The 25165-nt window shown below is 64.8% G+C and carries 17 protein-coding genes; 6 read left to right on the forward strand and 11 right to left on the reverse strand.

All coding sequences use genetic code 11. The features are described from left to right. The first annotated feature begins 171 nt into the window (after nt 1-171). The 4 genes from FDY95_RS19910 to FDY95_RS19925 all read left to right on the forward strand — a co-directional run bounded on the left by FDY95_RS19910 (nt 172) and on the right by FDY95_RS19925 (nt 7496). Entirely contained in the window at nt 172-1410 is a 1239-nt protein-coding gene (locus FDY95_RS19910) for a helix-turn-helix domain-containing protein (RefSeq protein ID WP_138080286.1), read from the forward strand. A 516-nt stretch (nt 1411-1926) separates the two neighbouring features. Then, entirely contained in the window at nt 1927-5100 is a 3174-nt protein-coding gene (locus FDY95_RS19915) for a SusC/RagA family TonB-linked outer membrane protein (RefSeq protein WP_138080287.1), read from the forward strand. Nucleotides 5101-5125: 25 nt separating this feature from the next. Further along, a complete protein-coding gene (locus tag FDY95_RS19920; RefSeq protein ID WP_138080288.1) occupies nt 5126-6718 on the forward strand; it encodes a SusD/RagB family nutrient-binding outer membrane lipoprotein in 1593 nt (530 codons plus the stop codon). A gap of 250 nt (nt 6719-6968) precedes the next feature. Then, on the forward strand, nt 6969-7496 hold the full coding sequence (locus FDY95_RS19925; protein ID WP_138080289.1) for a DUF2911 domain-containing protein: 528 nt from the start codon (nt 6969-6971) through the stop codon (nt 7494-7496). A 71-nt stretch (nt 7497-7567) separates the two neighbouring features. Here the strand turns inward: FDY95_RS19925 and FDY95_RS19930 are convergent, their stop codons facing one another. The 3 genes from FDY95_RS19930 to FDY95_RS19940 all read right to left on the reverse strand — a co-directional run bounded on the left by FDY95_RS19930 (nt 7568) and on the right by FDY95_RS19940 (nt 9341). Then, a complete protein-coding gene (locus FDY95_RS19930) occupies nt 7568-8380 on the reverse strand; it encodes a hypothetical protein (RefSeq protein WP_138080290.1) in 813 nt (270 codons plus the stop codon). 110 nt (nt 8381-8490) lie between these two features. Then, complete coding sequence (locus FDY95_RS19935; RefSeq protein WP_138080291.1) at nt 8491-8853, reverse strand: DUF952 domain-containing protein; 363 nt, start codon at nt 8851-8853, stop codon at nt 8491-8493. Between the two features lie 110 nt (nt 8854-8963). Then, entirely contained in the window at nt 8964-9341 is a 378-nt protein-coding gene (locus FDY95_RS19940) for a hypothetical protein (protein ID WP_138080292.1), read from the reverse strand. A 165-nt stretch (nt 9342-9506) separates the two neighbouring features. On the opposite strand from FDY95_RS19940, the gene hppD reads away from it, so the two are divergent. Next, on the forward strand, nt 9507-10640 hold the full coding sequence (gene hppD / locus FDY95_RS19945) for a 4-hydroxyphenylpyruvate dioxygenase (protein WP_138080293.1): 1134 nt from the start codon (nt 9507-9509) through the stop codon (nt 10638-10640). Nucleotides 10641-10750: 110 nt separating this feature from the next. On the opposite strand, the gene FDY95_RS19950 is transcribed toward hppD, so the two are convergent. Beyond that, the gene (locus FDY95_RS19950) at nt 10751-12445 is read right to left on the reverse strand and encodes a Hint domain-containing protein (protein ID WP_138080294.1); all 1695 of its coding nucleotides are present in this window, start codon (nt 12443-12445) and stop codon (nt 10751-10753) included. A gap of 214 nt (nt 12446-12659) precedes the next feature. Between FDY95_RS19950 and FDY95_RS19955 the strand changes: the two genes are divergently transcribed. Further along, entirely contained in the window at nt 12660-14411 is a 1752-nt protein-coding gene (locus FDY95_RS19955; protein WP_138080295.1) for a phospho-sugar mutase, read from the forward strand. 538 nt (nt 14412-14949) lie between these two features. Here FDY95_RS19955 and FDY95_RS19960 read toward each other — a convergent pair. The 7 genes from FDY95_RS19960 to FDY95_RS19995 form a co-directional block, all read right to left on the reverse strand. After that, the gene (locus FDY95_RS19960; RefSeq protein ID WP_171025765.1) at nt 14950-17103 is read right to left on the reverse strand and encodes a hypothetical protein; all 2154 of its coding nucleotides are present in this window, start codon (nt 17101-17103) and stop codon (nt 14950-14952) included. Between the two features lie 303 nt (nt 17104-17406). Next, nucleotides 17407-19092, reverse strand: a complete 1686-nt coding sequence (locus tag FDY95_RS19970) for an ABC1 kinase family protein (RefSeq protein WP_138080298.1) — start codon at nt 19090-19092, stop codon at nt 17407-17409. 191 nt (nt 19093-19283) lie between these two features. Next, nucleotides 19284-19769, reverse strand: a complete 486-nt coding sequence (locus tag FDY95_RS19975) for a phasin family protein (RefSeq protein WP_138080299.1) — start codon at nt 19767-19769, stop codon at nt 19284-19286. A gap of 172 nt (nt 19770-19941) precedes the next feature. Then, the gene (locus tag FDY95_RS19980) at nt 19942-20931 is read right to left on the reverse strand and encodes an alpha/beta hydrolase (protein WP_138080300.1); all 990 of its coding nucleotides are present in this window, start codon (nt 20929-20931) and stop codon (nt 19942-19944) included. Nucleotides 20932-21227: 296 nt separating this feature from the next. Then, nucleotides 21228-22409, reverse strand: a complete 1182-nt coding sequence (locus FDY95_RS19985; RefSeq protein WP_138080301.1) for a lysophospholipid acyltransferase family protein — start codon at nt 22407-22409, stop codon at nt 21228-21230. Between the two features lie 143 nt (nt 22410-22552). Further along, nucleotides 22553-23833, reverse strand: a complete 1281-nt coding sequence (locus FDY95_RS19990; RefSeq protein WP_138080302.1) for an aspartyl protease family protein — start codon at nt 23831-23833, stop codon at nt 22553-22555. A gap of 73 nt (nt 23834-23906) precedes the next feature. Beyond that, a complete protein-coding gene (locus tag FDY95_RS19995; RefSeq protein WP_138080303.1) occupies nt 23907-24983 on the reverse strand; it encodes an o-succinylbenzoate synthase in 1077 nt (358 codons plus the stop codon). Nucleotides 24984-25165 lie beyond the last annotated feature (182 nt).

Here is a 25165-nt window from a genome sequence, read left to right on the forward strand (position 1 = left end):
AATCAGCCCCAGCAGCCCGAATGATGCGTTTTCGGATCGATGCCAGCCGGCTGCCAGGGCCTGTCCGAAATTTTTCACCCGGTTCCGTGCTACTTTTTCTGCTTTTCTGCATCCATTTCTCAGGCTCCGCCGCTCCGCTCGCACTACTCCACCACCGAAAACACCTTAGCTATGAAACAGCCCAACCTCGACCAGTGGACCACTGGCTTCGCGCTGGTGGCTTTTCTCGGCCTGTTCGTGGCCCCGCTGCTCTACCTGCAAGCCGGCCGGCGGCACACCCCGGTGGGCTACGTGGCGGCCATCCTGACCTTGTTTTCGCTGACGCTGCTCTATTACGTGCTGTGGTGGAGCGGCTACCTGCAATACTTCCCCTACCTCAACGGCGGCGTGGAACTGTTCACCCTGCTGTTCGGGCCGCTGTTTTACCTCTACCTGCGCCGGCTGGCCGCTCCGGCCGGGCAAGGACCGGCCAGCCGGGCGCACTGGCTGCCGTTCGCCGTCGGCACGTTGCTCAGCCTGCCCTGGCTGCTGACGCCGCCCCTGCAGCGGCCGCAACTGGTGCGGAGCGGCAGATTCTTCGCCCTGTTTCATCAGGCGCTGCCCTGGCTGGCCCTGGCGCTGCTGCTGGGCTACGGCGGGGCGCTGCTGCGGCTGCGGCCGGCTTTCGGCGCGGGGCACCCGGCGGCGCGCTGGGCCCGCTGGCTCACGACCTGCTACTGGGGCTTCGTGCTGGCCAACGGCTCGTACTACGTGTTGGTGCAGCTGCCTTTCTTCTCGCGCAGCTGGGACTACGCCATTTCCCTGGCCATGTCGGCCTTCATCTTCCTGGTGGCCGTGCTGGCCTTCGTGCAGCCGCAGGTATTTCAGCCGGTGGCCGAACCGGCCCAACCGGTCCAGGCAGCTCTTGATACTCCGGCAACCGAGGCCGCTGATCTGGTAGCCGCCAACGCTACCGAGGAAGAAACCCCGCCGACCGAGCCGGCGCGCTATCAGCACTCGGGGCTGCCGCCGCGCGTGGCCCAGGAGCAGGCCCGGCGGCTGCAGCAGCTGATGCAGCAGGAGCGGCTGTACCGCCGCCCGGAGCTGCGCCTCGATACGCTGGCCGAGCACCTGGGCCTGAGCCGGCACCACCTCTCGCAGGTGCTCAACGAGCAGCTCGGCCTGAACTTCTTCGAGTACCTCAACGCCCTGCGCGTGGCCGAGGCCCAGGAGCTGCTGCGCGCCACCTCGCGCCGGCAGCGCAACATCATCGAGGTGGCGTACGCGGTGGGCTTTAACAACAAAGTTTCTTTCAACAAGGCCTTCAAGCAGGCTACTGGCCTTACCCCCAGCGAGTTTCGTCAGCAGCTGACAGTTAACACCGATGGGGATTTACCTTTTCCGCTGACGTCCGGGCTGGAAAAAGGATAAGGTTTATCGGGCTTTACTCGGCGGGGCATATGGTCGGAGTCCTTGGGACAGACCAACTCTCCGCCTTATGCCACATCTGCCTACTCAACTGCCGGCAAGGTTTCCGCCCGAAACCCGACCGGCTGCTCCTACCCTTTCCGCTCCGCTTCCGCCTTGGCCTCGTCGCGCCGAGGGCTGGCCGTGCCTTGCCGCTTCGCGCCGATGCCGGCGGCTGATGCGGACTGCTATGCCTTGAGCACCTGATTCCTCTCTGACTTCTTCGCCCCGGTACGCCGGGGCCTGTGGCAAAGCGGCGGGCTGAACCTGCCGGACCCCACGGCCGGGGTTGCAAACCCGGTCGTGCGCGAAAGTTTCCGCTTGGTGAGTGGGCGGAAACCCGGCCCCGGCGCAGAGCTGCGGGCCTCGTCCGGCGGGTTTGGCCCGCTGCCCCAGCCCTTTCCGCGCCGCCCTTGGGCCACTCTTTGGCCGCGCAACTCAGTCCAACTCTCACCTTCTAACACCCACACAACCTGCGTTATGAAACGAACCTTACTTTTATTCGGCCTGCCGCTCGTGCTCCTCGCGGAGCCCGCGGCGGCCCAGAGCCGCACCGTGTCGGGCCGCGTGACGGACCGCGGCAACGGCCAGGGCCTGCCCGGCGCCACGGTGCTGCTGAAAGGCACTACTACCGGCGCTTCTACCAATGCCGAGGGCACGTTTTCGCTGACGGTGCCGGCCGAGGGCGGCACCCTGGTCATCAGCTCCATCGGCTACGCCACCATCGAGCAGGTCATCGGCTCGCAGTCGACCATCAACGTGGCCCTGGCGGCCGGCACCGAGCAGCTGAGCGAGGTGGTGGTGACGGCCCTGGGCATCGAGCGGGAGCGAAAAAGCCTGGGCTACGCGGTGGAAACCCTGGAAAACAAGGACATCACCCGGGCCAGTGAGCCCAACCTCGTGCGCTCCTTGCAGGGCCGCGTGGCGGGTGTGCAGGTGTCGTCGGCCTCGGGCGGGGCGGGCGGGGCCACGCGCATCGTCATTCGCGGGGCGCAGTCGTTTACCGGCGACAACCAGCCGATTTACGTGGTCGACGGCAACGTCATCAGCAACAACGCGGTGACCAACCTGAGCACGGCCGCCCCGCGCGGCAACGGCGACGACCTCAACAACGGCGTGGACCTGCCCAACCGCGCGGCCGACATCGACCCGAACAACGTGGAGTCGATAACGGTGCTCAAAGGGCCGGCGGCAGCGGCGCTGTACGGGGCACGGGCGGCTTCGGGGGCCATCATCATCACCACCAAGAAGGGCGCGGGGCTGAAGGGCCGCTCCCAGATTGCGGTAACCAGCGCCGTGACGCTGGACCGGGTGAACCGCCTGCCCAAGTTCCAGAACACCTACGGCTCGGGTTCCGACGGCGTGTACGACCCGCAGAACAACGTGAGCTGGGGCCCGCGCATGGACGGCCGCCTGGTGCCCGACTGGCGCACCTACACCCTGGCCGACCCCAACGCGACGGTGGTCGACTCCATTCCGCTCACGCCCAAGCCCGACAACGTGCGGGACTTCTTCGAGACGGGCGTGACGACCAACAACGCGGTGTCGTTTTCGGGCTCGAATCAGAGCTCGAACTTCTACGTGTCCTTGGCCGACGTGCGGACCAAGTCGTTTATTCCGAACACCACCTACAAGCGCACCAGCGTGAGCCTCAGCGGCGGCACGCAGCTCTTTAACAAGGTCACGACCAGCGCCACCTTGACCTACGTGAAGTCGGGCGGGGACCGGGGCGTGCAGGGCCAGTCGCGCTCCAACATCCTGCAGACCATCTACAACACCCCGCGCGACATCGTGCTGACCGACCAGAAAAACTACAACGACCCGCGCTACGACCTGACGGGCTACTACCTGGCCGGCTTCCGCAACAACCCTTACTTCCTGCTCGACAAAAACCTGCTCACCGACGACGTGGACCGGCTGCTGGGCACGGCCACGGTGAGCTACGACCCGCTGGAGTGGCTGAACCTGACCTTCCGGCAGGGCGTGGACGTGTTTACCGACCGGCGCAAGCAGACCATTTCCCAGGGCACCATCAACAACCTGACCGGGCGCTACCTGGAAGACAACAACTTCGGCCGCAACCTGACCACCGACGCGCTGGTGAACGTGACGCGGCGCTTCGGCGAGGATTTCACCCTGAAGGGCGTGTTCGGCACCAACTACCAGGAGCAGCTGACCTCGCGCAGCGTGGCCGACGGCGTGGGGCTGGTCATTCCCGATTTCTACGACCTGAGCAATACCAGCGTGGTGACAAACACCAAGGTGGACACCAAACAGCGCATTCTGGGCCTGTTTGCCGACGTGCAGCTGGCCTACCGCGACTACCTGTTTCTGGGCCTGACCGGGCGCAACGACTGGACCTCGACCCTGCCCCGCGCCACGCGCAGCTTCTTCTACCCCAGCGCCAACGTGGGCTTCGTCTTCACCGACGCGTTCAAGCTGCAAAGCAACTACCTGAGCTTCGGCAAGCTGCGGGCCAACGTGGCCTCGGTGGGCAAGCCGCCAATTCCTTACCAGATCGACCCGGTATTTGTGCGCAGCACCGTCGACAACGGCTTTCAGGCGCAGTACGTGTTTCCCTTGCAGAGCGTGCCGGGCTTCCGGGTGGGCAACGTGCTGGGCAACCCACGGCTGAAGTCGGAGCTGACCACGGCCTACGAGGGCGGGCTGGAAATGCGCTTTTTCCAGAACCGGCTCGGGTTTGACCTGACCTACTACAAGTCCGTCAGCAAGGACATCATCGTGAACGTGCCGGTGCCGGGTCCCTCGGGCTTCACCGCCCAGACGGCCAACGCGGGCACCATGGAAAACCGCGGCGTGGAGCTGGCCCTGAACGCGACGCCGGTGCAGCTCAAGAATGGCTTCACCTGGGACCTGAACTTCACCTTCACCCGCAACCGCAACCGCGTGACCGAAGTGACCAACGTGACGCCCAACATCGGCGTGGGCGGCCTCGGCTCGGTGGCGCTGGAAGCCCGCGTGGGGCAGCCCTACGGCAGCTTCTTCGGCACCAAAATGCTGCGCGACGGGGAAGGCCGCGTGGTCATCGACCCGGTATCGGGCTTCCCGCGCCTTGACCCGGTACTGACCACTCTGGGCAACATCCAGCCCAAGTTCCTGGCCGGGGCCGGCACCACGCTCAGCTACAAGGGCCTGGCGCTGAACGTGCTCTTCGACACCAAGCAGGGCGGCAAGTTCTTCTCCAACACCATCAATACCCTGCAGTTTGCCGGGGCGCTGAAGGAAACCACCGCCCACGACCGGCAGCCCTTCCTCTACCCGAACTCCGTCATACCGAACCCCGACGGCTCGGGCAGCTTCGTGCCGAACACCACGGTGCTGACCGACGGCGGCTTTAACTACTGGCGGCAGGTGTCGACGGCGGGCGAAAACACGCTGTTTGACGCCTCCTACATCAAGTTGCGCGAGGCTTCGCTGAGCTACGCGCTGCCGGCCACGCTGGTGAGCAAGGTGAAGCTGACGGGCATTCAGTTCTCGCTGATCGGCCGCAACCTAGCCCTGTGGACGCCCGATTCGCAACCGCACGTCGACCCGGAGGTCAGCTCCCTGGGCTCGGGCAACAACCAGGGCTATGAGTTTTACGCCTACCCGAGCACCCGCTCCTACGGGGCCAGCCTGCGCCTGACGCTCTAACCCACTCACCGCAACTATTACGGACATGAAAACCAACCTCATCCGACTCGGGGCGGTGCTGGGCCTGCTGCTGAGCGGCACGGCCTGCGAGAAAGACTTCCTCGACATCAACAAGGACCCCAACAACCCCACCACCGCCGACATCAACCTGGTGTTGCCCTCGGGGCAGGCCACGGCCAGCTTCATCATCGGCGGACAGTACAACGTGGTGGGCGAAATCCTGGCTCAGCACCTGGGCATTGCGCAGGGCGGCAACCAGTACCGCGCCTGGGACCAGTTCAGCATCCCCACCAGCACCTTCGACGGGCGCGAGTTTTCGGGCGGGCTCTACGCCGGGGCGCTGGAGGATTTTCAGTACGTCATCAACGCCGGCACGCCGGCCAATGAGTGGCGCATGGTGGGCATTGCCAAGATTCTGAAGGCTCACAGCTACCAGGTCATCACCGATCTGTACGGCGACGTGCCGTTCTCGGAAGCCCTGCAGGGCTCGGCCAACCTCACGCCCAAGTACGACCGGCAGCAGGATATCTACGCCGGCCTGCAGGCCCTGCTCGACGAGGGCATTGCCGACATCGGCAAGCAGCAGGGCCGCTTCCCCGGCACCGCCGACATGAACTACCGCGCCGCCTCGGAGGCCGACATGCAGAAGTGGGTGCGCCTGGCCAACACCCTCAAGCTGCGCCTCTACCTGCGCCTGACGGAAGTAGACGCCGCGGGCGCCCGCGCCGGCATTCAGGCCCTGTACGCCCGCAACGCCGGCGCCACCGACTTCAACTTCATGCGCACGGCCGACAGCTACCAGTTCAACAACGGCACGGCCACCAACTCGGAAAACCCCTTCTACCAGACCAACTTCCGCCTGCAAAACAACCTGGCCGTCAGCAGCAATATCGGCGACACCCTGGTGCGCTACCAGGACCCGCGCCTGCCCGTCTACGCCCTCGACGCCGACCTGACGACCACGCCGCAGGAGTTCCTGTTTGTGCGCCCGGGCCAGAACGCGCCCTACCCGAACAATTTCACCACCAGCAGCGGCGCGCCGGCCGTGCGCCTGTCTTTCCCCGGCACCTTCTTTATCGGGCAGGCCTTCACCAACGTCAACCGCGCCGGCAGCTCCTTCCCCGGCATTTCGGCCACCGACGCGCCGGCCAAATCCCGCCCCACGCTGCTGCTGACCTATGAGGAAAGCCAGCTGCTGCGGGCCGAAGCGGCCGTGCGCGGCTGGGCCCCGGCCGCCGAAAACGCCCAGACGCTCTACGAAACCGGCGTGCGGGCCGCCCTCACCCGCTACGGCATCAGCACGGCCGATGCCACCACCTACCTGGCCCGTCCGCAGGTGAGCTGGGCGGCGGCCGGCACCACGGCCCTGAAGCTGCGCAACGTGGCGGTACAGAAGTGGCTGTCCTTTTTCGCCACCAACGGCGCCGAGGCTTGGACGGAAGTGCGCCGCAGCAACCAGCCCAGCCTGCGGGCCCCGCTGGTAAACCTGCTCGGCGGCGGCCGCTTCGTGAAGCGCCTGCCCTACCCCGACTCGGAGCTGCAGCGCAACCCGCGCATCACCGAAACCGGCCTTTCCCCCGGCGACGTGACCACGCCGGTGTGGTGGGACGTAAACTAGCTCCGCTTCGCGCATTGGTTGTTGTGCTCGACAGCCTCGGTCCTCGCCGGCCGGGGCTGTTTGGCGCTTACCGGAAAGACCAACCCGCTGCCGCCTGAACGGCCGTGCGGGTTGTAGCGCCCCAAACACTACTTTCAGCCGCCGGGCCGGGCATGCAGCCCCGCGGGCCGGGCTTCGTCAGTAGGGCGCCCTGGCTCGATGCTGAGCCCGCGCTTCGTTCACCATTCCCAACCCTACCTTTCCAAACCCCATGAAAAACCCCGTTTCCCTGCTGCGCCTCTGCGCCGTGCTGCTCATGTCGCTGCTGTTCGTCGGCGCGGCCCAGGCCCAGGATGCCGCCCCCAAACCCAGCCCGGCCGCCACGGCCACCGGTAAGGCCGGCAAAGCCAACGTGACCGTGAAATACAGCTCGCCCGCCGTGAAGGGCCGCACCATCTGGGGCGGACTGGAGCCCTACGGCAAGGTGTGGCGCGCCGGGGCCAACGAAGCCACCACCGTCACCTTCGACCAGCCCGTAACGGTGGAAGGCAAAGCCCTGCCGGCCGGCACCTACGCCTTCTTCGTCATCCCGATGGAAAAAGAAGCCTGGACGGTTATTTTCAACAAGACGGCCAACCAGTGGGGTGCCTTCAAGTACGATGAAAAGCAGGACGCCCTGCACGCTTCCGTCAAGCCCCGCAAAGCCGCCAGCCTGAACGAGCGGCTCACCTACACCGTGGAAAGCCCCGGCCTGGTGCTGCGTTGGGAAAACATCGAGCTGCCGGTAAGCATCAAGTAAGCTTCCCCGGCACGTAAAAAGCCCCGCTGGAACATTTCCGGCGGGGCTTTTTACGTGGCTGAAGCATACGACTACCGCATACCGCGGCGGGCCTTGGCCGGCGTAGCGGCCGCGGTGGCCGGGTGCCCATCCAGCCGGAAGTATTGCTGGGTAAACTCGCCCGCCAGCTGCCGGCCGGCCACGGGCATGACCAAGCGCAGGCGGGCGGCGGCGTCGGCGCAGCGGCGGAACCGCACGCGGCCGCGCAGCAGCTGGCCGGGCGCGACGGTGGTTTTGCGCAGCAGGGTGGTTTCCAGCTGCCGCTGCTTGTCGCGGGCGGCGGTGGCCTGCACGACGTGGCTGGCGCGCTCCTGCTCGTAGCGGGCCATTTCGGCCTGGTAGCGGGTTTGCCGGGCGGTGCGACGGGCGGCGTTTTCGTGGCGGGGGCGGCTGCTCAGGTCGTCCAGCAGGTTGCTCAACGACGAGAGCATTTCGGCGGCCGGGCGGGCCGATGCTTTCTGCTGGTGATAGGCGGCCTGCTGCTGCAGGGCCTGAATGTTCTGCTCGGGGTTTTCGGACTGCACGCGCAGGGCTCCGACGCCGGGCGTCGTCGAATACGCGTCGAGGTAAAAGGCTTCGGGGGCCACCAGCACCGGGCGGCGGCTGCGGTTCTGCAGCGTCACGTCGAATTCCAGCCAGGGTCCCGAGGTCGATACCACGCCCAGACGCACGTCGAGGCTGTCCTGCTTGGCCGCTACCACTTCCATACCGTCCTGCCACTGCCCAGCACCCGTTGCGGGCTTGACCAGCACGTAATGGGCCGTGGAGCAGGCGCCGAGGCCGAGCAACAGCGCGCCAGCGGGCAACAGGTGAGCGAAAACAGACCGAAGCGTAAAGATTTTCATGCGTGGTGGGAAGAGTGGTCTGGTAAGTAACGACTATTCCCCGGCCAATCAAAATCCAACCGCCGCCTCCATGCGCCGAGTGCCCGCTATTCACCCGCAACGGCCGCTAATCAATTATCAATCAATTCTTTTAAAGCATTCGGCAACTCAAAATCACCATCATCAGTAGGCGTAAAGTCCAAAACCCGCCTCACGGCGGCCAGCGGAATCGGGCCGAACACGTGGGCGAAGTGCTGCCCGCGGCTCGGAGCCCACTCGCGCTTCACCGCCACGCCAGCGGCAACCAGGGCAGCTTCGTCCAGCTCCAGCAGCACCAAATCCTGGCGGCCACGGTAATAGCGGCTGGCGGTTTCCACTACCTGGTGCCGCTCAGAGGTGTGAATAAAGCCTTCGGCCTGCAGATCGGGGCTGGCGAAAAAGCCGGTTTGCTGGGCCTGCTGCCAGTGCGCCAGCTCGGCAATGCGGTAGAGCATGAATCAGTTGTCCGTTACGAGTTGTCAGTTGTCAGAACCAGTATAAAATGCAGAAGCCAGTTGCCCGCCTTGCGACTGACAACTGGCAACTAGCAACTGACTACTACAACTTATGCCTTCCACAGCTCGTGCTGCTGGCCTTTGCTGGTGGTCAGGATGAAGCGTACGGGGCTGGGCAGCAGCACCAGGCGCACTTTGCCGGGGTACTTTTCGGAGTCGACCCATACGCCGTCTTCGGTAGTGAGCTTGAGGCCGGCGGGCAGGTAGGCCGTGGGCAGCAGCACGTCGGTATCGGAACTCAGGTCGCCGTGGACTTTCTCCAGGGCGGCTTCCAGGTACTCGCCGTACTCCTCGTTGAAATCGTCTTCGAGGTCGTGCAGCTCCTCCTCCACGTCGTCGTAGCGCGAGTCGCTGTAGGCGAGCTGGTGCAGCTCGTGTTTTTTGGTCAGAAGGGCCGTCAGGGCCTGATTCAGGGCGTTGGTATCCATATCGGTATGCAAGGGCGGCCAGGTTGGGGATGCGGCGGCGTCAAGGGCAAATTTGGGAAAGAATCAAGAAAGTCGCCACGCCGGGCACGAATTAGCCCGAAACAGTATTTTTACCACGTCATTTCCCCGACTCCCCATCATTCCACCCAAAACCCAGTCCCGCGCATGGAAACGCTGACCCCGGCCGCCACGGCCGCCCCGCAGACCGCCGATTTTCTGCCCCTCAACGGCACCGACTACCTCGAATTTTACGTCGGCAACGCCAAGCAGTCGGCCTACTACTACCAGGCGGCCTTCGGCTTCGAGCTGGTGGCCTACTCGGGCCCCGAAACCGGCGTGCGCGACCGGGCCAGCTACGTGCTGCAGCAAAACAAGATCCGGCTGGTGCTGACCACCTCCCTGCTCTCCGATTCGGACATCACCCGGCACGTGGCCAAGCACGGCGACGGGGTGAAGGTGATGGCGCTGTGGGTGGACGACGCCCGCAAGTCGTTCGAGGAAACCACCAAGCGCGGCGCCAAGCCCGCTTTCGAGCCCTACACCATCTCGGACGAGCACGGCGAGGTGACCATGGCCGGCATCTACACCTACGGCGAAACCATCCACACCTTCGTGGAACGCTCGAAGTACTCGGGGCCCTTCCTGCCCGGCTTCGTGGCCCGCACCAGCAACGTGCCGCAGGGCGCGCCGGTGGGCCTGCAGGTGGTCGACCACTGCGTGGGCAACGTGGGCTGGGGCGAGATGAACCAGTGGGTGAAGTTCTACGAGGACGTGATGGGCTTTAAGCTGCTCATCACCTTCGACGACGAGGACATTTCGACGGAGTACTCGGCCCTGATGTCCAAGGTGGTATCGAACGGCAACGGCTACGTGAAATTCCCCATCAACGAGCCGGCCGAGGGCAAGAAAAAGTCGCAGATCGAGGAGTACCTCGACTTCTACCACGACGCGGGTGTGCAGCACATGGCCCTCATCACCAACGACATCCGCTCGACCGTGACCGAGCTGCGCCGCCGCGGCGTGGAGTTCCTCTCAGTGCCCGAGACGTATTACGAAGACCTGATTGAGCGCGTGGGCCACATCGACGAGGACATCGAGAGCATCAAGGCCCTGAACCTGCTGGTGGACCGCGACGAAGAAGGCTACCTGCTGCAGATTTTCACCAAGCCGGTGGAGGACCGCCCCACGGTGTTCTACGAAATCATCCAGCGCAAAGGCGCCAAGTCGTTCGGCAAGGGCAACTTCAAAGCCCTGTTCGAGGCCATCGAGCGGGAGCAGGCCCTGCGCGGCAACCTGTAAGCGCCGATTCGGCCAGCGGGTATTCCCGTTTGCTGCCCCACATACAAAACCGCCCCGGCCAGTCTTGGCCGGGGCGGTTTTGCATTCACCCGTTTATGTGAGCCGCGGCGCTATTTCGAGCCAACGAGCACGCCGCCGACGAAGTAGTTGCCGGTTTCGGTGCGCAGGTTGTAGACGATGGGCGCGGTGCCAGCATCCTGGCGGTCGGTGAGGTGAGTGGTTTCCACGGCCGCGGCGCTGCCGAGCTGCAGCACGTTGTCGGAGGGGCGCAGCTCGTCGGCGCGCAGCTGCTGGCCCTCGGCCGTCACGACGGGGTGGTTGGGCGTCACGGTCAGCTCGGTGGCGGGCTTGTAGGGGCGGCCGGGGGCGGTTTCGAGGCCGGCGTACACCAGCGGGGCGCCGATGGTCAGCTGCACCAGCGGGTACTTCTGCTCATCGTGGATGTCGAGGCGCACGACGCGGGTGGGCACGGCTTTGCCGGTCAGCGCGTCGTAGCCGAGCACCACGTCGCCGGGGCGCACCTTGCTGATGTGCACCTCGCGGCCCTCGGGCAGAGCCACGCGGGCATAGGCTGGAAAGCACACGGCTTCCTCGCACTTGAAGGGCCGGTCGTAGGCGGTTTTCAGGTCGACGTACTCCTGGTTCAGGTCGTAGACGGCGCTGCTGTAGCTGGCCAGCTGCTGCACCTGCCCTACCATCAGCTGCTGCCCGCCGGCCAGGGCGCTCAGGAAGTTCTTCTCCTCGGGGCGCTGAATGTCGTCGCCGTAATGAATCCTGGCCAGCTCGGTCTGGAAGGGCATTACGCGGTTTTTCACCAGGGTTTTCTGGGTGGTCCAGGCGGTGCCTAGCTGGGGCAGGTACTTGGTGTAGAGGTCGAGGCGGCGCTTGGTGAACTGGCGAAACTGGTCGTAGTTCTTGCGCTGGCCGGCGCATTGTCCTTCGCGGGCATCGGCCGCGGGTTGGGCCTGCTCTTCCCGCTTCACCGTTTCCAGCTCGGTCTGCAGCTGCCGCTGCACCCGCGTGAAGGCGTTGCCGCTCATTTCGGCGTTGAAAGCCTCCATCATCTTGCTGTTGGCCTCCAGCGCGGGCGTGGCCACCAGCGGGGCCAGCTTGGTCGGGCGCTGATTGCCGCCGATGGCCTGCATCCTGGCCTCGTCCAGGCCGTGCTTGCGCATAAGCTGCTGCATGTAGGCGTCCTGCTCAGCTTCCGATTTCTTTTCCCAGGCCGCGCGGAAGACCGGGTTTTTCATTTGTTGCATGAAGTCGGCCTGGGCGGCCTGGAAGCTGGGGTCCGCCACCATCCGCTGCTGGGTGCTGCCGGCCGGGGCCATCTGCGCCTGCATGAACTGGGCCTTTTCCGAGTCGCTCATCTTGGCAAATCGGGCCTGAAACGCGGGGTCTTGCATCTGCTGGGCCAGCTGCACGGCCTGGGCGTTGTAACCGGGCGTGCCCGCGCCGTGCTGCTGCATATAGGGCATTTTCTGCTGGTCGCTCATCTTATCCACGCCCGCGGCCTGGGCCTGCCGGCCCATGTTTAGCTGAGCCTGCTCGTCGCGCGTTTGCTCGGCCGTGCGCCCGGCACCGATGCCGGCGGCCAGCTGCGTGAGCTGCTTATCGAGCTCGGCAAAGGCGGCCGGACGCTTGAGCGTGGGCCCAAAGGCCGTGGGCGGGGCCGGAATCCGGTCGAAGTAGGGCAGCACGTCGGTCTTGACGGGCTTCTGGGCGAAGGCCACGGCGAAGGGCAGCACCACGAGCAGGGCGGCCAGCAGGAACATCAGCAGACTGGCCAGACGGTGAATTTTCATAGCGGGGTAAGCGGGGAAAAAGGGAACGGAACGGTGGCGGAGGGCGTCGAAAACGACCGGCGTCGAGCCAGTCGCTAAGACGGCTGCAAGTGCGGAAAAAATCGGGCGCACTTCAATCGCATGATAATGTGAGCTTTATCCAACCCGGTCGCCATCGTGTGCAAACTTCCGTTTTCTTTGGCGTAGAAAACCCTCCTTTTGACTTTCCCCGCATATGGCCCTATCCGCTGACGTTCAACAGAAAATCCAAACCTGGCTCACCGGCAACTATGACGACGAAACCAAAGCCGAAATCGTGCGGCTGCAGGCGGCGGGCGACGAGGAAAGCCTGAACGACGCCTTCTACCGCGACCTGGAGTTTGGCACCGGCGGCCTGCGCGGGGTGATGGGCGTGGGCTCGAACCGCATGAACCGCTACACGCTGGGCATGGCCACCCAGGGTTTGTGCAATTACCTGCTGCAGAGCTTCCCCGGCCAGGAAATCAAGGTGGCCGTGGCCCACGACTCGCGCCTGAACTCGCGCGCCTTCGCCCAGACGGCCGCCGGCATCTTCTCGGCCAACGGCATCACGGTGTATCTGTTTGAGGATCTGCGCCCCACGCCCGAGCTGTCGTACACCATTCGTCACCTAGGCTGCCAGAGCGGGGTGGTCATCACCGCCTCGCACAACCCCAAGGAATACAACGGCTACAAGGTGTACTGGAACGACGGCGCCCAGGTGGTGGCCCCGCACGACAAGAACATCATCCGCGAAGTAGGCGCCATCCAGAGCGTGGACGCGGTGAAATTCCAGGCCGACGACTCGAAAATCCACCTCATCGGGGCCGAAGTCGACGACGCGTACCTGAGCCAGGTGCAGCAGCTGAGCATCAACCCCGAGGCCATCAAGCGCCAGCACGACCTGAAAATCGTGTACACGCCCATTCACGGCACGGGCATTACCATGGTGCCGCCGGCGCTGAAGCGCTTCGGCTTCACCAACATCCACATCGTGGAGGAGCAGGCCACGCCCGACGGCAACTTCCCCACCGTGAAGTCGCCGAACCCGGAGGAGAAAGTGGCCATGCAGATGGCCCTGGACAAGGCCAAGCAGATTGATGCCGACCTGGTCATTGCCACCGACCCGGACTCCGACCGCGTGGGCATCGGCGTGAAAAACGCCCAGGGCGAATGGGTGCTGGTGAACGGCAACCAGACGGCCGCGCTGCTGACGCACTACCTCGTATCGGCCCGCCAGCAGGCCGGGCAGCTCAATACCGAGAAGGACTACATCGTCTACACCATCGTGACCAGCGACGTGCTCGGCGACGTGGCCCGGCGCCACGGCATCCGCTCGTTCCAGACCTTGACGGGCTTCAAGTACATTGCCGGCGTCATCCGCGAGCTGGAAGCCCAGCACGACGGCCAGTACTACATCGGCGGCGGCGAGGAAAGCTACGGCTACATGATCGGGGACTTCGTGCGCGACAAGGACGCGGTATCGGCCTGCTGCCTGATTGCTGAAATGGCCGCGGTGGCCAAGGACCAGGGCCGCACGCTCTACCAGGAAATGGAGCAGATGTACCGCACCTACGGCCTCTACAAGGAAGACCTCATCTCGCTGACCAAGAAGGGCCAGCGCGGCGCCGAGGAAATCCAGGAAATGATGGCCGAGCTGCGCCAGAACCCGCCCGCCGCCCTCGGCGGCTCGCCCGTGGTGCAGCTGCTCGACTACCAGCAGCAAGTGGCCCGCGACCTGCGCACCGGGGAGCAGACGCCGCTGCACCACGAGAAGTCCAACGTGCTGCAGTTCGTGACCGATGACGGCTCCAAGGTGTCGGCCCGCCCCTCGGGCACCGAGCCCAAAATCAAGTTCTACTTCAGCCTGAAGCAGCCGAACTTCGGCGCCGCCGAGTCATTCGAGGATGCGCTGGCGGGCCTGGACGGCCGCATCAAGCAGATCATTCAGGAAATGCAGCTGCAGTAAGTTATCATAGACGAAAAATAAGCCAGCTGCTATCCATGAAGGACGGCAGCTGGCTTATTTTATGCCATCAGAAACAAAAACATATGTCAAAAGCAAAGGGACGCGGCGCCAAGGACTATTCTATCCCATCGTTCTTGAGCAGCCGAGGGTTTACACAGGACGCCTATGGCAACTGGCTCGAAAAAGTAACAATGTCAATTGTGCGTCGAGACAGAAAACGCCTTCCTGGGCAAATAATCCAACCAGTAACCGTGCGTCAAGCAGTCCATCGGGCTGTTAGTGATAATGGGGACAAGGATTACTATACGGGCCAAGATTTAGATTGGGCCCTGCTCCAGCATTTTAGCTTGGAACCGTGTCGAGCACCCAAAGAGCTTCATCACTTGGTTCCCTCAGTGGACCACGAAGTGCTATCTGCCACACAACCAGTGTTCCGCATATGCTCGTTGAGGACAAATAAATGTAAATCAGATTACAGTATTGAGGAGGTTAAGCAGTTTTGCCAGCTCTTCCTCAACCATCACCCCTAACCTGATTTCTACAGCCGCACCCCGATGCCCGGCCCGAACAGCACAAACCACTTGTAGCGGCCGTTGAGCAGGTAGCCACCGCCCAGGTATAGCGGAAAGGTCAGCTTGGCGTCGCGGCGGGTGGGGTACACCGAGCCCAGCACCACGATGCCCAGGTTGCGGTTGGCGTTGTTGTCCTGGCTGAGGTTGAAGGCATTCAGGGCCACGAAGCCCGCCCCGACCTTGTAGGGCCGCAGGCGGTTGATTTTCTCGGGATTGTAGAAGCTGAACTGCGCCAGCGTGGCCAGCGAAATACCCCCAAACGAGGTGTAGCTGCCATTCGGCTCCCCGATTTTGCGGGTCAGCAAACCGGCCGGGAAGCTGATGTCGATGTCGAACTTGTAGGTGCGCTTGAGCACCACCTCCACCACCTGCGTGAAGCCCGGGTCGCTGTACTGCCCGGCCTGGTGCTTCACCGTGACGATGATGCGGCTCCATTCGTCCAGGTCGTAGGTTTTGCGGCCCAGCAGCGCGTTCAGGCTCAACGCATCGGTGCGGCAGGCCTTGTCCTGGTAGAACACCGCGCGGGGCGAATTGTCGCCGGGGCAGATGACCACGTTGTCCACGTTGCGGATTTCCACCAACTCGCCCTTGGCGTTCAGGGTCCGGATTTCGAAGCTCAGAAACTGCTTGCCGTACAGCGCCTTGTCCGAGTCGATGCCGTTGGGGTTGAAGTTGAACACCACGTCGCGCACGGTGTGGCCGAAGAGAACCGGGCCGTTGAGCTGGGTGATGGGCCGGGGCGCCTCGCCGTAGCTCACCGACACGAAATCCAGCGGGTGCGGGCGCTGAAACTCGCGCACCGACAGGGCGAAGCCGGTGGCCTGGCCCGCGTTCAGAATGCTGCTCTTGCGCTTGTCGAAGGTGATGGGCACCTGCACGCGCAGCACCACGCGCGAGTCGGTGCGGATGGAGGAGTCGGAGGGAATGACGGGCAGGTCCTCGAAGTGGAAGCGCGCCTTCTGCAGCCCCTCCCCTTCCAGGCGCACGTCCACGGTTTCGCCGGGGCTCACGCTGAGCGAGGACGTCCAGTCGCCGCCGCGGTGCAGCACCTGCACGCCCGTGATGGTGGTTTTGGGCGTGATGTCAAGGTTGGTGACGTAGAGGGCCTGGTCGTTGAGCTTGAGGTAGAGGTAGCCTTCGGTCTGGCGGTGGGTGTTGTAGGGGCGCAGGTAGCAGAGCACCCGGTCGTTCGAGAGGTACTGGCGCGTAAACAGCTCGCCGATGAGCGTGCCGCCCGGCTCCTCCTGGTCCTCGATGCGGTAGGTGCGGCGCAACTCGAAGAAGCGGCCGTTGTCCAGAATCAGCTCGGAGCCGCGGCGGCGGCTGGCTTCGTCCAGGGTCACCATGCGCCGGTCGGGCGTGAGGAAGCGCAGGCGGGTGGCTTTCACGGTGAATTCCTGCCGGAGCGCGGGCAGCTGGTAGTTGAGCCGGCCGCCGTTTTGCAGCATGGGCCGCTCGCTTTGCAGCTTCACCGTGAGGGTGCGGCGCCCGAGCTGCTTGGGCAGCACGTGCAGGCGCAGGGTGCCGTTGGGCTCCCGGGTCACGCGGTAGTCAAACTCGTCGGTGCGCACCCACTCGCCGGTGGCGCGCACGTTGCGCGGGTTCGAGCTGTTCAGCTCCAACACCTTTTCCTCGCCCACGAACAACTCGTCCTCGGCCCCGCGCAGGCTGACGGCAGTGTAGGCCACCGGCAGCAGCGGCACCACGTCGCGCAGGGTTTCTTCGCCGGCCGCGCCGGGCTGCTCCACTACCAGGCGAATAAACTGGCTGCTGGTCAGGTCCTGAAACTTCAGGCGGGTGCGCCAGGCCCCGTCCGCCTCGCGGGTGAGCGAGTCGAGCTGCTGAAAATCAGCCGATTTGCGCAGGCGCAGGGGCTTGTCGCCGGCCACCCGCTCGGGGTACAGGCGCAGTTCCACCGTCTCGTCGTCGCGCCGAAACCAGAAAAACAGCGTCGGCTCGCCCTGCACCACCACCGTGTGGCGGCTGAGCTGGTAAGTGGCCGTGTCGGTGCGCAGCGCCACGTCGCGCAGCAGGGGTACCTGAGCCTGCGCCTCGCCCGCACCGCACCAGAGCAGAACGCAAAAGGCGCCCAGCAGTCGAAAAATCCTAGAAAGTCCCACGGTGCAAAAATAGACCACGGATTCGACGGATTTTTCGGATTGCACGGATTTTGGGGACGGCGGCTCACTGGCCGTCATTGCGAGCGAAGCGCGGCAATCCTTTCCCTCGTGGCACCGCCGGGCCAATACCCACCAACCGAAAACGGCACCGCCCGAATCTGGAGTTACCAATTTCGGGCGGTGCTATTTTGTTAGTCGGCGCGTTGGCCAGGACCGATTGCTTCGCGTTGCTCGCAATGACAGTCAGTGAGCCGCCGTCCCCAAAATCCGTGCAATCCGATATTAATCCGTGAGAATCCGTGGTCAGCTCTTCTCCTTTCGTATCGTCAGGATAAAGAGCACGAGCAGCCAGAAGCCGGTGGCGCCCAGGCCCGCCCAGGTCACGCCGGGCAGGCCGTGGTAGTAGGGCATCTGGCCGGCGGGGTAGTTGCCGAGCAGGCTCAGCCCCGAAAACAGCAGAAAGGCCACCGCCAGCAGCGCAATGATGGTGCGCGACACCAGCCGCTCGGCCGTGCGCAGCAAGGGCAGGTAGCCGCTCAGCTGGGCCTGCACGCGCAAGTCGCCCTTGCTCAGCTTGCGCACGATCTGGCGCAGGTCCGTGGGCAGGGTGTACATCAGGGCCAGCAGCTGCTGCCCGGTGTACTGCAGCTCGGTGGTCACATTGCTCACCGAGTACTGCTCCAGAATCAGCCGGCGGCCGTAGGGGCGCACAAACTCGAAGGTGTTGAATGAGGGGTGCAACACCTTGCCGATGCCCTCCAGAATCACCAGGGCCCGCAAAATCAGGAATACCGAGCCGGGCACCTGCAGGCGGAAGCGGTAGATGATGGTCTGCAGACGCTCGGCCAGGGCGCTCATGCTCATTTCCTTCACGTCGAGGCCGGTGAAGTCGTCGATGAGCAGCTGCAGCTCGGCCTCGAAGGCGCGCATGTCGCGGATGTCGGCCGTAATGGCCAGGCGGCGGAAGTTCAGGGCCATGCCGCGCGCGTCCTGCTGGCTCATGCTGATGAACACGCCCGCAAACGCGTACTTCTGCTGCTTGGTCAGCCGCCCCACCATGCCAAAGTCGATGAGCACGATGGTGCCGTCGGGGCGCACCAGCACGTTGCCGGGGTGCGGATCGGCGTGGAAGATACCGAACTCGAAAATCTGGGTCAGGTAGATGTCCATGCCCGTTTCGGCCACCGTGGCCGGGCTCAGGTTCCAGCGCAGCAGCTGCTCCTTGTCGGTAATCTTGCAGCCGCTGATGTACTCGATGACCAGCACCCGGCTGGTGCTCAGCTCCCGGTAGGGCCGCGGCACGTAGAAGGTCTGATACTCGGCGTAGAGCTTGCGAAACTGCTCCATGGCCCGGCCCTCGGAGGTGTAGTCCAGCTCCTGCATCATGCTGCGCTCGAAGGCCTCCACGATGTCCTGCGGGTTGCTCAGCCCCTGCTTGCGCAGGTAGCCGCCCGTGAGCTTCACCAGCTCGCGCAGCAACGCCAGGTCGGTGGTGATTTTGTCGCGGGCATCAGGGCGCTGCACCTTCACCACCACGTCGGTGCCGTCGAGCAGCCGGGCCTTGTGCACCTGCCCGATGGAAGCCGAGCCCAGCGGCACGTCCTCAAACTCGCTGAACAGCTCTGCCAGCGGCTGGCCCAGCTCCTTCTCGATGATGCGCTTGGCCTCGTCGGTGGCGAAGGGCGGCACCGCGCTCTGCAGCTTGGCAAACTCGTCCACCAGCTCCTGCGGCAGCAGGTCGGCGCGGTTGCTGAGTACCTGGGCCAGCTTCACGAAGGTCGGCCCCAGCTCCTCGATGACCATGCGCACCCGCGCCCAGCGCGAGGTTTCGAACACCGTCTGCTCGCCGTGCTGCCAGGTACGGCGGCGCTGGCGCGGCACCAGCCGCCGCAGCGCGGTGCTGGTTACCACGTCCTCAAAGCCGTAGCGCAGCAGCACCTCCGCCACTTGGCGGATGCGCCCCAGGTTGGTCATCGTGTTCTTGAACATCGAGCGTGAAAATGGGGAAATATGTCCGGGCTTAAGAGGGCAGGCACTTTTTTAGCCCGCAGAAGGCGCGGAAGAAACGCAGAGGGCGCTGAGTTCTGCGCCTTCTGCGAGAAAATTGCCTGCCCGGTAGATACAACAAACCCTGCCCCCGAAACCGCGGGCAGGGTTTGCAATAATCATCGTCAAAACACTTACGAGGCGCTTTCAGCCGAGTCCGACTTCTTGGCCGTAGCCGCGCTGCCCTTGCTGCCCGCGGCCGATTTCTTGGCGGCCGTCGAGGCGGCGCCGGCGGCTTTGGTGGTAGCCTTGGCGGCTGTTTTAGCCGCGCCCGTAGCCGAAGCAGCCGGGGCGCTGGCCTTTTTCGTGCCGGTGCTGGCGGCCGCGCCCGAAGCTTTGCTGCCCGAGCCCTTCACGGTGCGCTTCAGCTCCTCCACGTCCGAGTTCGACGCCACGCCCATGCCCTTCATCACGCGCTTGGCAATGCTGTTGATCTGGGTTTCGAACTCCTTGCGCTTGGTGTCGGAGTTTTTCTGCAGCGACTTCAGGATTTTCTCGCCCTCCTTCTGGGAGAGTTTGTTTTCCTGCACCAGCTGGTTGATGGTGTCCTGCACCCGGTCGTTGGTGCGCGAAACGAACCCCACGCCGGCGTAGATGAACTTCTTAAACAGGTCTTCCATGAGGGGAAAAGGTTGGATTGGTGAAAACCGGCGCGGCAGGCTTCGCAGTCACAAAATAGTATGCATGCCGACTACCTGACGCAAACCTACGAAAAGCTAAATATTCCGGGCTGATTGCGCGCCAATTTTTTGCTGAAAAAAATCAGGCGCTTTCGCAGACCTGCTACCAAGGCTAGGCCACGGCACGTAGCTGAGGGGCAGCGCCTTTGCCCGACCGACGGCGCGGGGCCGTGGCCGCCACTACCTGCCGGGCCGCAGCCTGCGCCTGCCACACGCCCGCCACAAACTCGGCGGCGCGTCCCAGGGCGGCTTTGGCCTCGGGCACGGTGCGCCAGAACAGGTGCCACCAGTGCACCAGCCCCTCGAACACCTGCACCGTGACGGGCACTCCGGCGGCGCGGGCTCGCGCCGCCAGGGCCAGCGTATCGGCGTAGAGCAGCTCCCCATCGGAAACCTGCAGCAGCAAGGGCGGCAGGCCGCGCAGGTCGGCGTAGAGGGGCGAGAGCAGCGGGTTGGTGAGCGGAGTGTCGGCGGCGTAGCGCTGGCCCCAGGTGCGGATTTCGAGGGCTTCCACGAACTGGTCTTCGGCGTGCGGGTGGGCGGCGCGGCCGGTCAGGGCCAGGTCGCTCCAGGGCGAGAAGCAGAGGGCGGCGGCGGGCAAGGCCTCGCCCGCGTCGCGCAGCTGCTGCAGCAGGGCCAGTACTAGGCCGCCGCCGGCCGAGTCGCCGGCCAGCACCACGTCTTCGGCGCGGTAGCCCTGCGTCAGCAGCCAGTGCCAGGCGGCGCGGGCGTCGTCGAGGGCGGCGGGAAAGGGGTGCTCGGGGGCCTTGCGGTAGTCGGCGGAAAGGGCGCGCAGGCCGCAGCGCTGCGCCAGGGCGCCGATGAAGCCGCGGTGGGTATTCAAAGAGCCCATGACGTAAGCCCCGCCGTGCAGGTAAAGCAGCACGCGGTCCGGCGCGGCGCCCTCCGGCTCAATCCATTCGGCCACCACGCCCTCCGCGGCGGGCACGCGCTCGAAGTGCACGTGCCAGGGCATAAACTGCAGCAGGGTGCTCAGTTCCAGGCCCAGGCGCAGGCTGTCGGCGCTGGGGCGACGCCGGGCAATGGGCCCGGCCGCGGCCGCGAGCAGCCGCTTGACGATGTGGTGCTGAAAAGAAGGCATTGTGGGTGGGAAGGCGGAGAACGGTGCGGCAGCAGAAGCAAACTACCGGCGGGAGCGGCTGGCGTGGTACTTCTGTAACGATGCACCACGCCAAAGAGTTGAAATGTATGAGGTTTCCGGGCTGTTTGTACCGCGCCGACACCGTTGTAGAGCCGCATAATTGCGTCTCGTCGTTGAGCGACCAAGGTTGCATCGGCGCGGGCGGAGCCCGGGTTGCGGTGTGCGGCGGTTACGAGCAGCAGCCTCAGCAACGCCCGAGACGCAACTACGCGGCCCTACAATGCGCCCAGCTACGCTTACTGCTGCCCCGGCAGCTTCTGCCCGATGCGGTGCCGGCGGTAGCCGCGCAGGGCCACCGGAATCAGTCCGAGCACCGGAATGAAGAAGGTGAAAACGAACGGATTGCGCCAGAGCAGCCGCAGCGTGGTGCCGAAGCCGCTGAGCCGCAGCTTGTAACCGGGCCCGTACTTGCGGTAGCCGCGCTCAAACTCGTGGAACAGCAGCGGCCAGAACGGCGGCAGGTAGAACGGGAAGTAGCGCCAGTTGGCCTTCATGCGTTGCCACAGTTCCCCTACTTGGAAGGGCTTACGGCCGTAGCGGTCCACGGCCTCGGTCAGCTCCTGCTGCATCTGGGTGTGCACGCGGGCGGTGAGGGCCACGAAATCGTCGCGGGTCAGGTCGTCGAAGGGCTTGTCCGTCCAGTCAGAGGGGCGCAGACGGCTGCCGAGCACGAAGGTGAGCTTGGCCGGGAAGGCCATGTAGAACACCCAGGGCTGCAGGATGATGCCAATCAGCAGCCAGGTGATGGGCAGGAAGGGAATGCCGATTTTCTTGACCCAGCGGTTGAGCCAGTCCCAGCTGTAGGCGCCGGGGTTGAGGTATTCGGCGTTGACGGTGGAAAACAGTACCAGGTCGGTCTGGTGCTGAATGCTCAGGCGCACCACGCTGCTGGCCAGGCGCTGCAGCTGGTACTTGCGGTTGAAGCCCTTGCCGATGCCCGGCACGCCCTCCGGGTACAGCATCAGGTTGTGGTCGTTGTAGTACATCATCGTCTCGAAGTTCAGCGTGGTGGCGTCCACGCAGCCGGCCCGCTTCCAGAAGTCCGGAATCAGGAACGGGTTCATCAGCACCGACTGCGAGAGCAGCGGCGCGGCCAGCGGCCGGGGCATGTCATGGGGCCGGGGCACCGAGCGGTACAGGCTGGCCAGGGCCACGATGGCGTCCCAGGGAAAGGCCATGCCCGAGTGATTGGAGCAGAAAATCAGCGGGCGCTCGGGGTTGTTGCGCTGGGGGAAATTCTCCAGGAAGCCCACCAGTTCGGAGCGAAACCAGACGCGGTCGAGCAGCTGCAGCACGTTCTGGTCGAGGGCGCGCACGAAGTCCTCGTCGAAGTAATCGGAGTAGATGTGCTGGTTGGCGCGAACGGCCGCCGGCGGCGACTGCGAGGGTGGGACGGCGGGGGCGGAAGCCGGGGGCATGGGCGGGAATGCGGCGGGCGAATGGGAAGGCCGGTGCGGGCCGGATTCCAAGATAGGACTTTGGGCGTGACATCCGGGCTCCCGGCTGGTGTGCGCCGGTCCTATTCTCCCTTGTTCCACCAGCGGCCGGCGCCGCTTGGGGGCTACAGCTGCCGTCGCAGCGTCATTTTCGTCACAAATAGGTCGCCGTCGGCGCGGCGCACGAAGACGATGAGGCGGCGGCCGTCGGCGGAGTGCAGCAGGCGCGTCACCTGCGTCAGCGACATGTTGGCGACGGGCTCCAGGTTGATAGATACCAACTCATCCTTGGGCAATAAATTGGCGGCGGCGGCCGGTGAGCCGGGCTCTACGCGCTGAATGATGTAGCGCCGGTATTGGGGGCCGCCCGCCAGGAGTTCCAGCCCGCACATGTCGTGCTCAAACGGGTCCCGAAACAGCGCGTTCGGGCGCAGCCACAGCCGGTTGTGGTGGTAATCAATGACAACGGAGAAGCGCTTCAGCAACTCAAAGCCAATGTTGCCATTGCGGGCCACGCTCACCCGCGCCCGCACGGCCGCCTCGTCCGGAAACGATGCCACCAGCGACTTGATGTGGTAGCGGCCGAGCTGCAAGGCTTGCACCCGGCCCAAGTAACCGCTTACGCTACCATTGAGGCCGCGGCCGAGGTAGGCCCGCAGCCGCTGCGGGGGCAGCGTCAGGCGCTGGTCGGAGCCGGTTTCCAGCGAAAGAGCGTGCCCGGCGCCGGTGTCCAGGATCAGGCGCAGCGGGATGGCAACCGAGTCGTTCAGGGTCACGGCGGTGTTGATGTAGGCCCGGTCGCCTTCAATTTCCAGGGGCAATTCTGCCCACTTCTTGCCACGGGGCGGGCGGTACTGCTCGGGGCGGTGCAGGGTCAGAATCTGCTTTTCGGCCTCCACTTCGATGGCAAAGCTGCGGAATACGTCGGCGCCGAGGATGCCGTGGATGGGCCGCCCCACGTAGCCCGAGAGGTCCAAAATATCATCAGAGAGCAGCAGCAGGGAGAGGTGGCGGGCAGTGGCAACTGTTTTCTCGCCCAGCTCCACCCGCACGCTGTCGGTCTGAAACGCCACCAGCGGCGCTTCTTCGCCCACGCCGGCCACCAAGTACTGCTGGCCCAAGCGCAGGTTCAGCGAGTCGCGCAGGCCCGCATCGGTGATGATGGACGTGCCAACGCCGGTATCAAGGATGAAAAAAAAGGGGCCGCGGCCGTTGAGACGCACGGGCAGCACAATCAGGTTGCGCTGCAGCTCGAATTTCACTTCAGTGCGCCGGGCCCGGGGATGGCGCAACTGAAACGCGGGCGGCTGAGCCAGCGCACCGACGGCTGTCAGCAGCCAGCACAAAGCCAGCAGCAGCCCCGCGCGGCTGCGCAACAGAAGGATTAATGACCAAGGCGCGGCCATGGGTAGCAGCGGGCGGGAAGGGGTGGGCGTATCGACGGTATAAGGTACTAAATCTTCCGCCCGTATGCCAGCCTCAGCAGCCGGGCTGCTCCCAGCTGCCGTGTGGGTCGTAGTGCAGCTGCCCGCCGCGCACCTGTAAGGGTGCGGCTAAATTGTTGTGGTACAGCTGCCCGGTCCCCAGGCCCTGCGCCACATTGCCCACGGCGAATTCGGCCGTGAACTGGCTGATGGCGTTCAGCCCGACGTTGGATTCCAGGGCCGAGGTCAGCCACCAACCCAGGCCGCGCGCCGTGGCCTGCTCAATCCAGCGGCGGGTGGCGGCCAGCCCGCCCAGCAGCGTGGGCTTGAGCACCACGTAGGCCGGCCGCACGGCATCGAGCAGCTGGGCGTGCCGGGCCGGCTCGGTCACGCCGATCAGCTCCTCGTCGAGGGCTATGGGCACGGGCGAGGTGCGGCACAGCTCGGCTAGCGCCGGCCACTGCCCTGTCCGGATGGGCTGCTCGATGGAATGCAGGTCGAATTCAGCCAGCTGGGCCAGCCGCTCGGGTGCTTCGGCCGGGGCAAAGGCGCCGTTGGCATCTACGCGCAGCACCAGCTCGGCGGGCCCGGCCACGGCGCGGATTTCGCGCAGCAGTGCCAATTCCGCCGCGAAATCGATGCCGCCGATTTTCAGCTTGAGGCAGCGGAAGCCCTCGGCGAGCTTCTTGCGAATCTGCGTCTGCATGAAGACCGCGTCGCCCATCCACACCAGGCCGTTGATGGGCAGGCCCGCCTCGCCCCGGCTAAAGGCGTTGTCGAACAGCTGCCGTCGGGCGCCGCCGCGCCAGTCAAGCAGGGCCGTTTCGAGGCCGAAGCGCAGGGCGGGCCAGGCGGGCTCCACCAGTTCGGTCACGGCCGCCAAGTCGACCGCAGCATAACGACCGGCGTTGAAATCGGCGCAGAGCTGCTGCAGGCGGGCCTCAAAGTCGGGGCGGTCATCGGGGCTGAGGCCGGCCAGCGGGGCGGCTTCGCCCAGGGCCAGGCGGCCGGGGTGGGCCTCATCGGTGAGGTGCAGGTACCAGGCCACGTGCTCGGTGAGGGCCCCGCGCGAGGTGCGGGCCGGAAAGTTGAAGCGCAGGGGGCGGCGGGAGTAGTGCAGGCGCAGGGCCATAAGCAGGTGGGCGAAGCGGGTGAAATCGGGCCAAAAGTAAGCGCCGCGCCCCGGCACCCGAGCGGGTCCGGCACGCGGCGCGCTTCTTCCTTGGCGGCGGCTAGTTGTATAGTCCCAGCGTGAGGTGGTTCGGGTCGCGAGTGAAGATAGCCGGGTTTTTCTGGTGTTGGGCGCAGATGAAC

The organism is Hymenobacter jeollabukensis (assembly GCF_005771675.1).
GTDB lineage: Bacteria > Bacteroidota > Bacteroidia > Cytophagales > Hymenobacteraceae > Solirubrum > Solirubrum jeollabukense.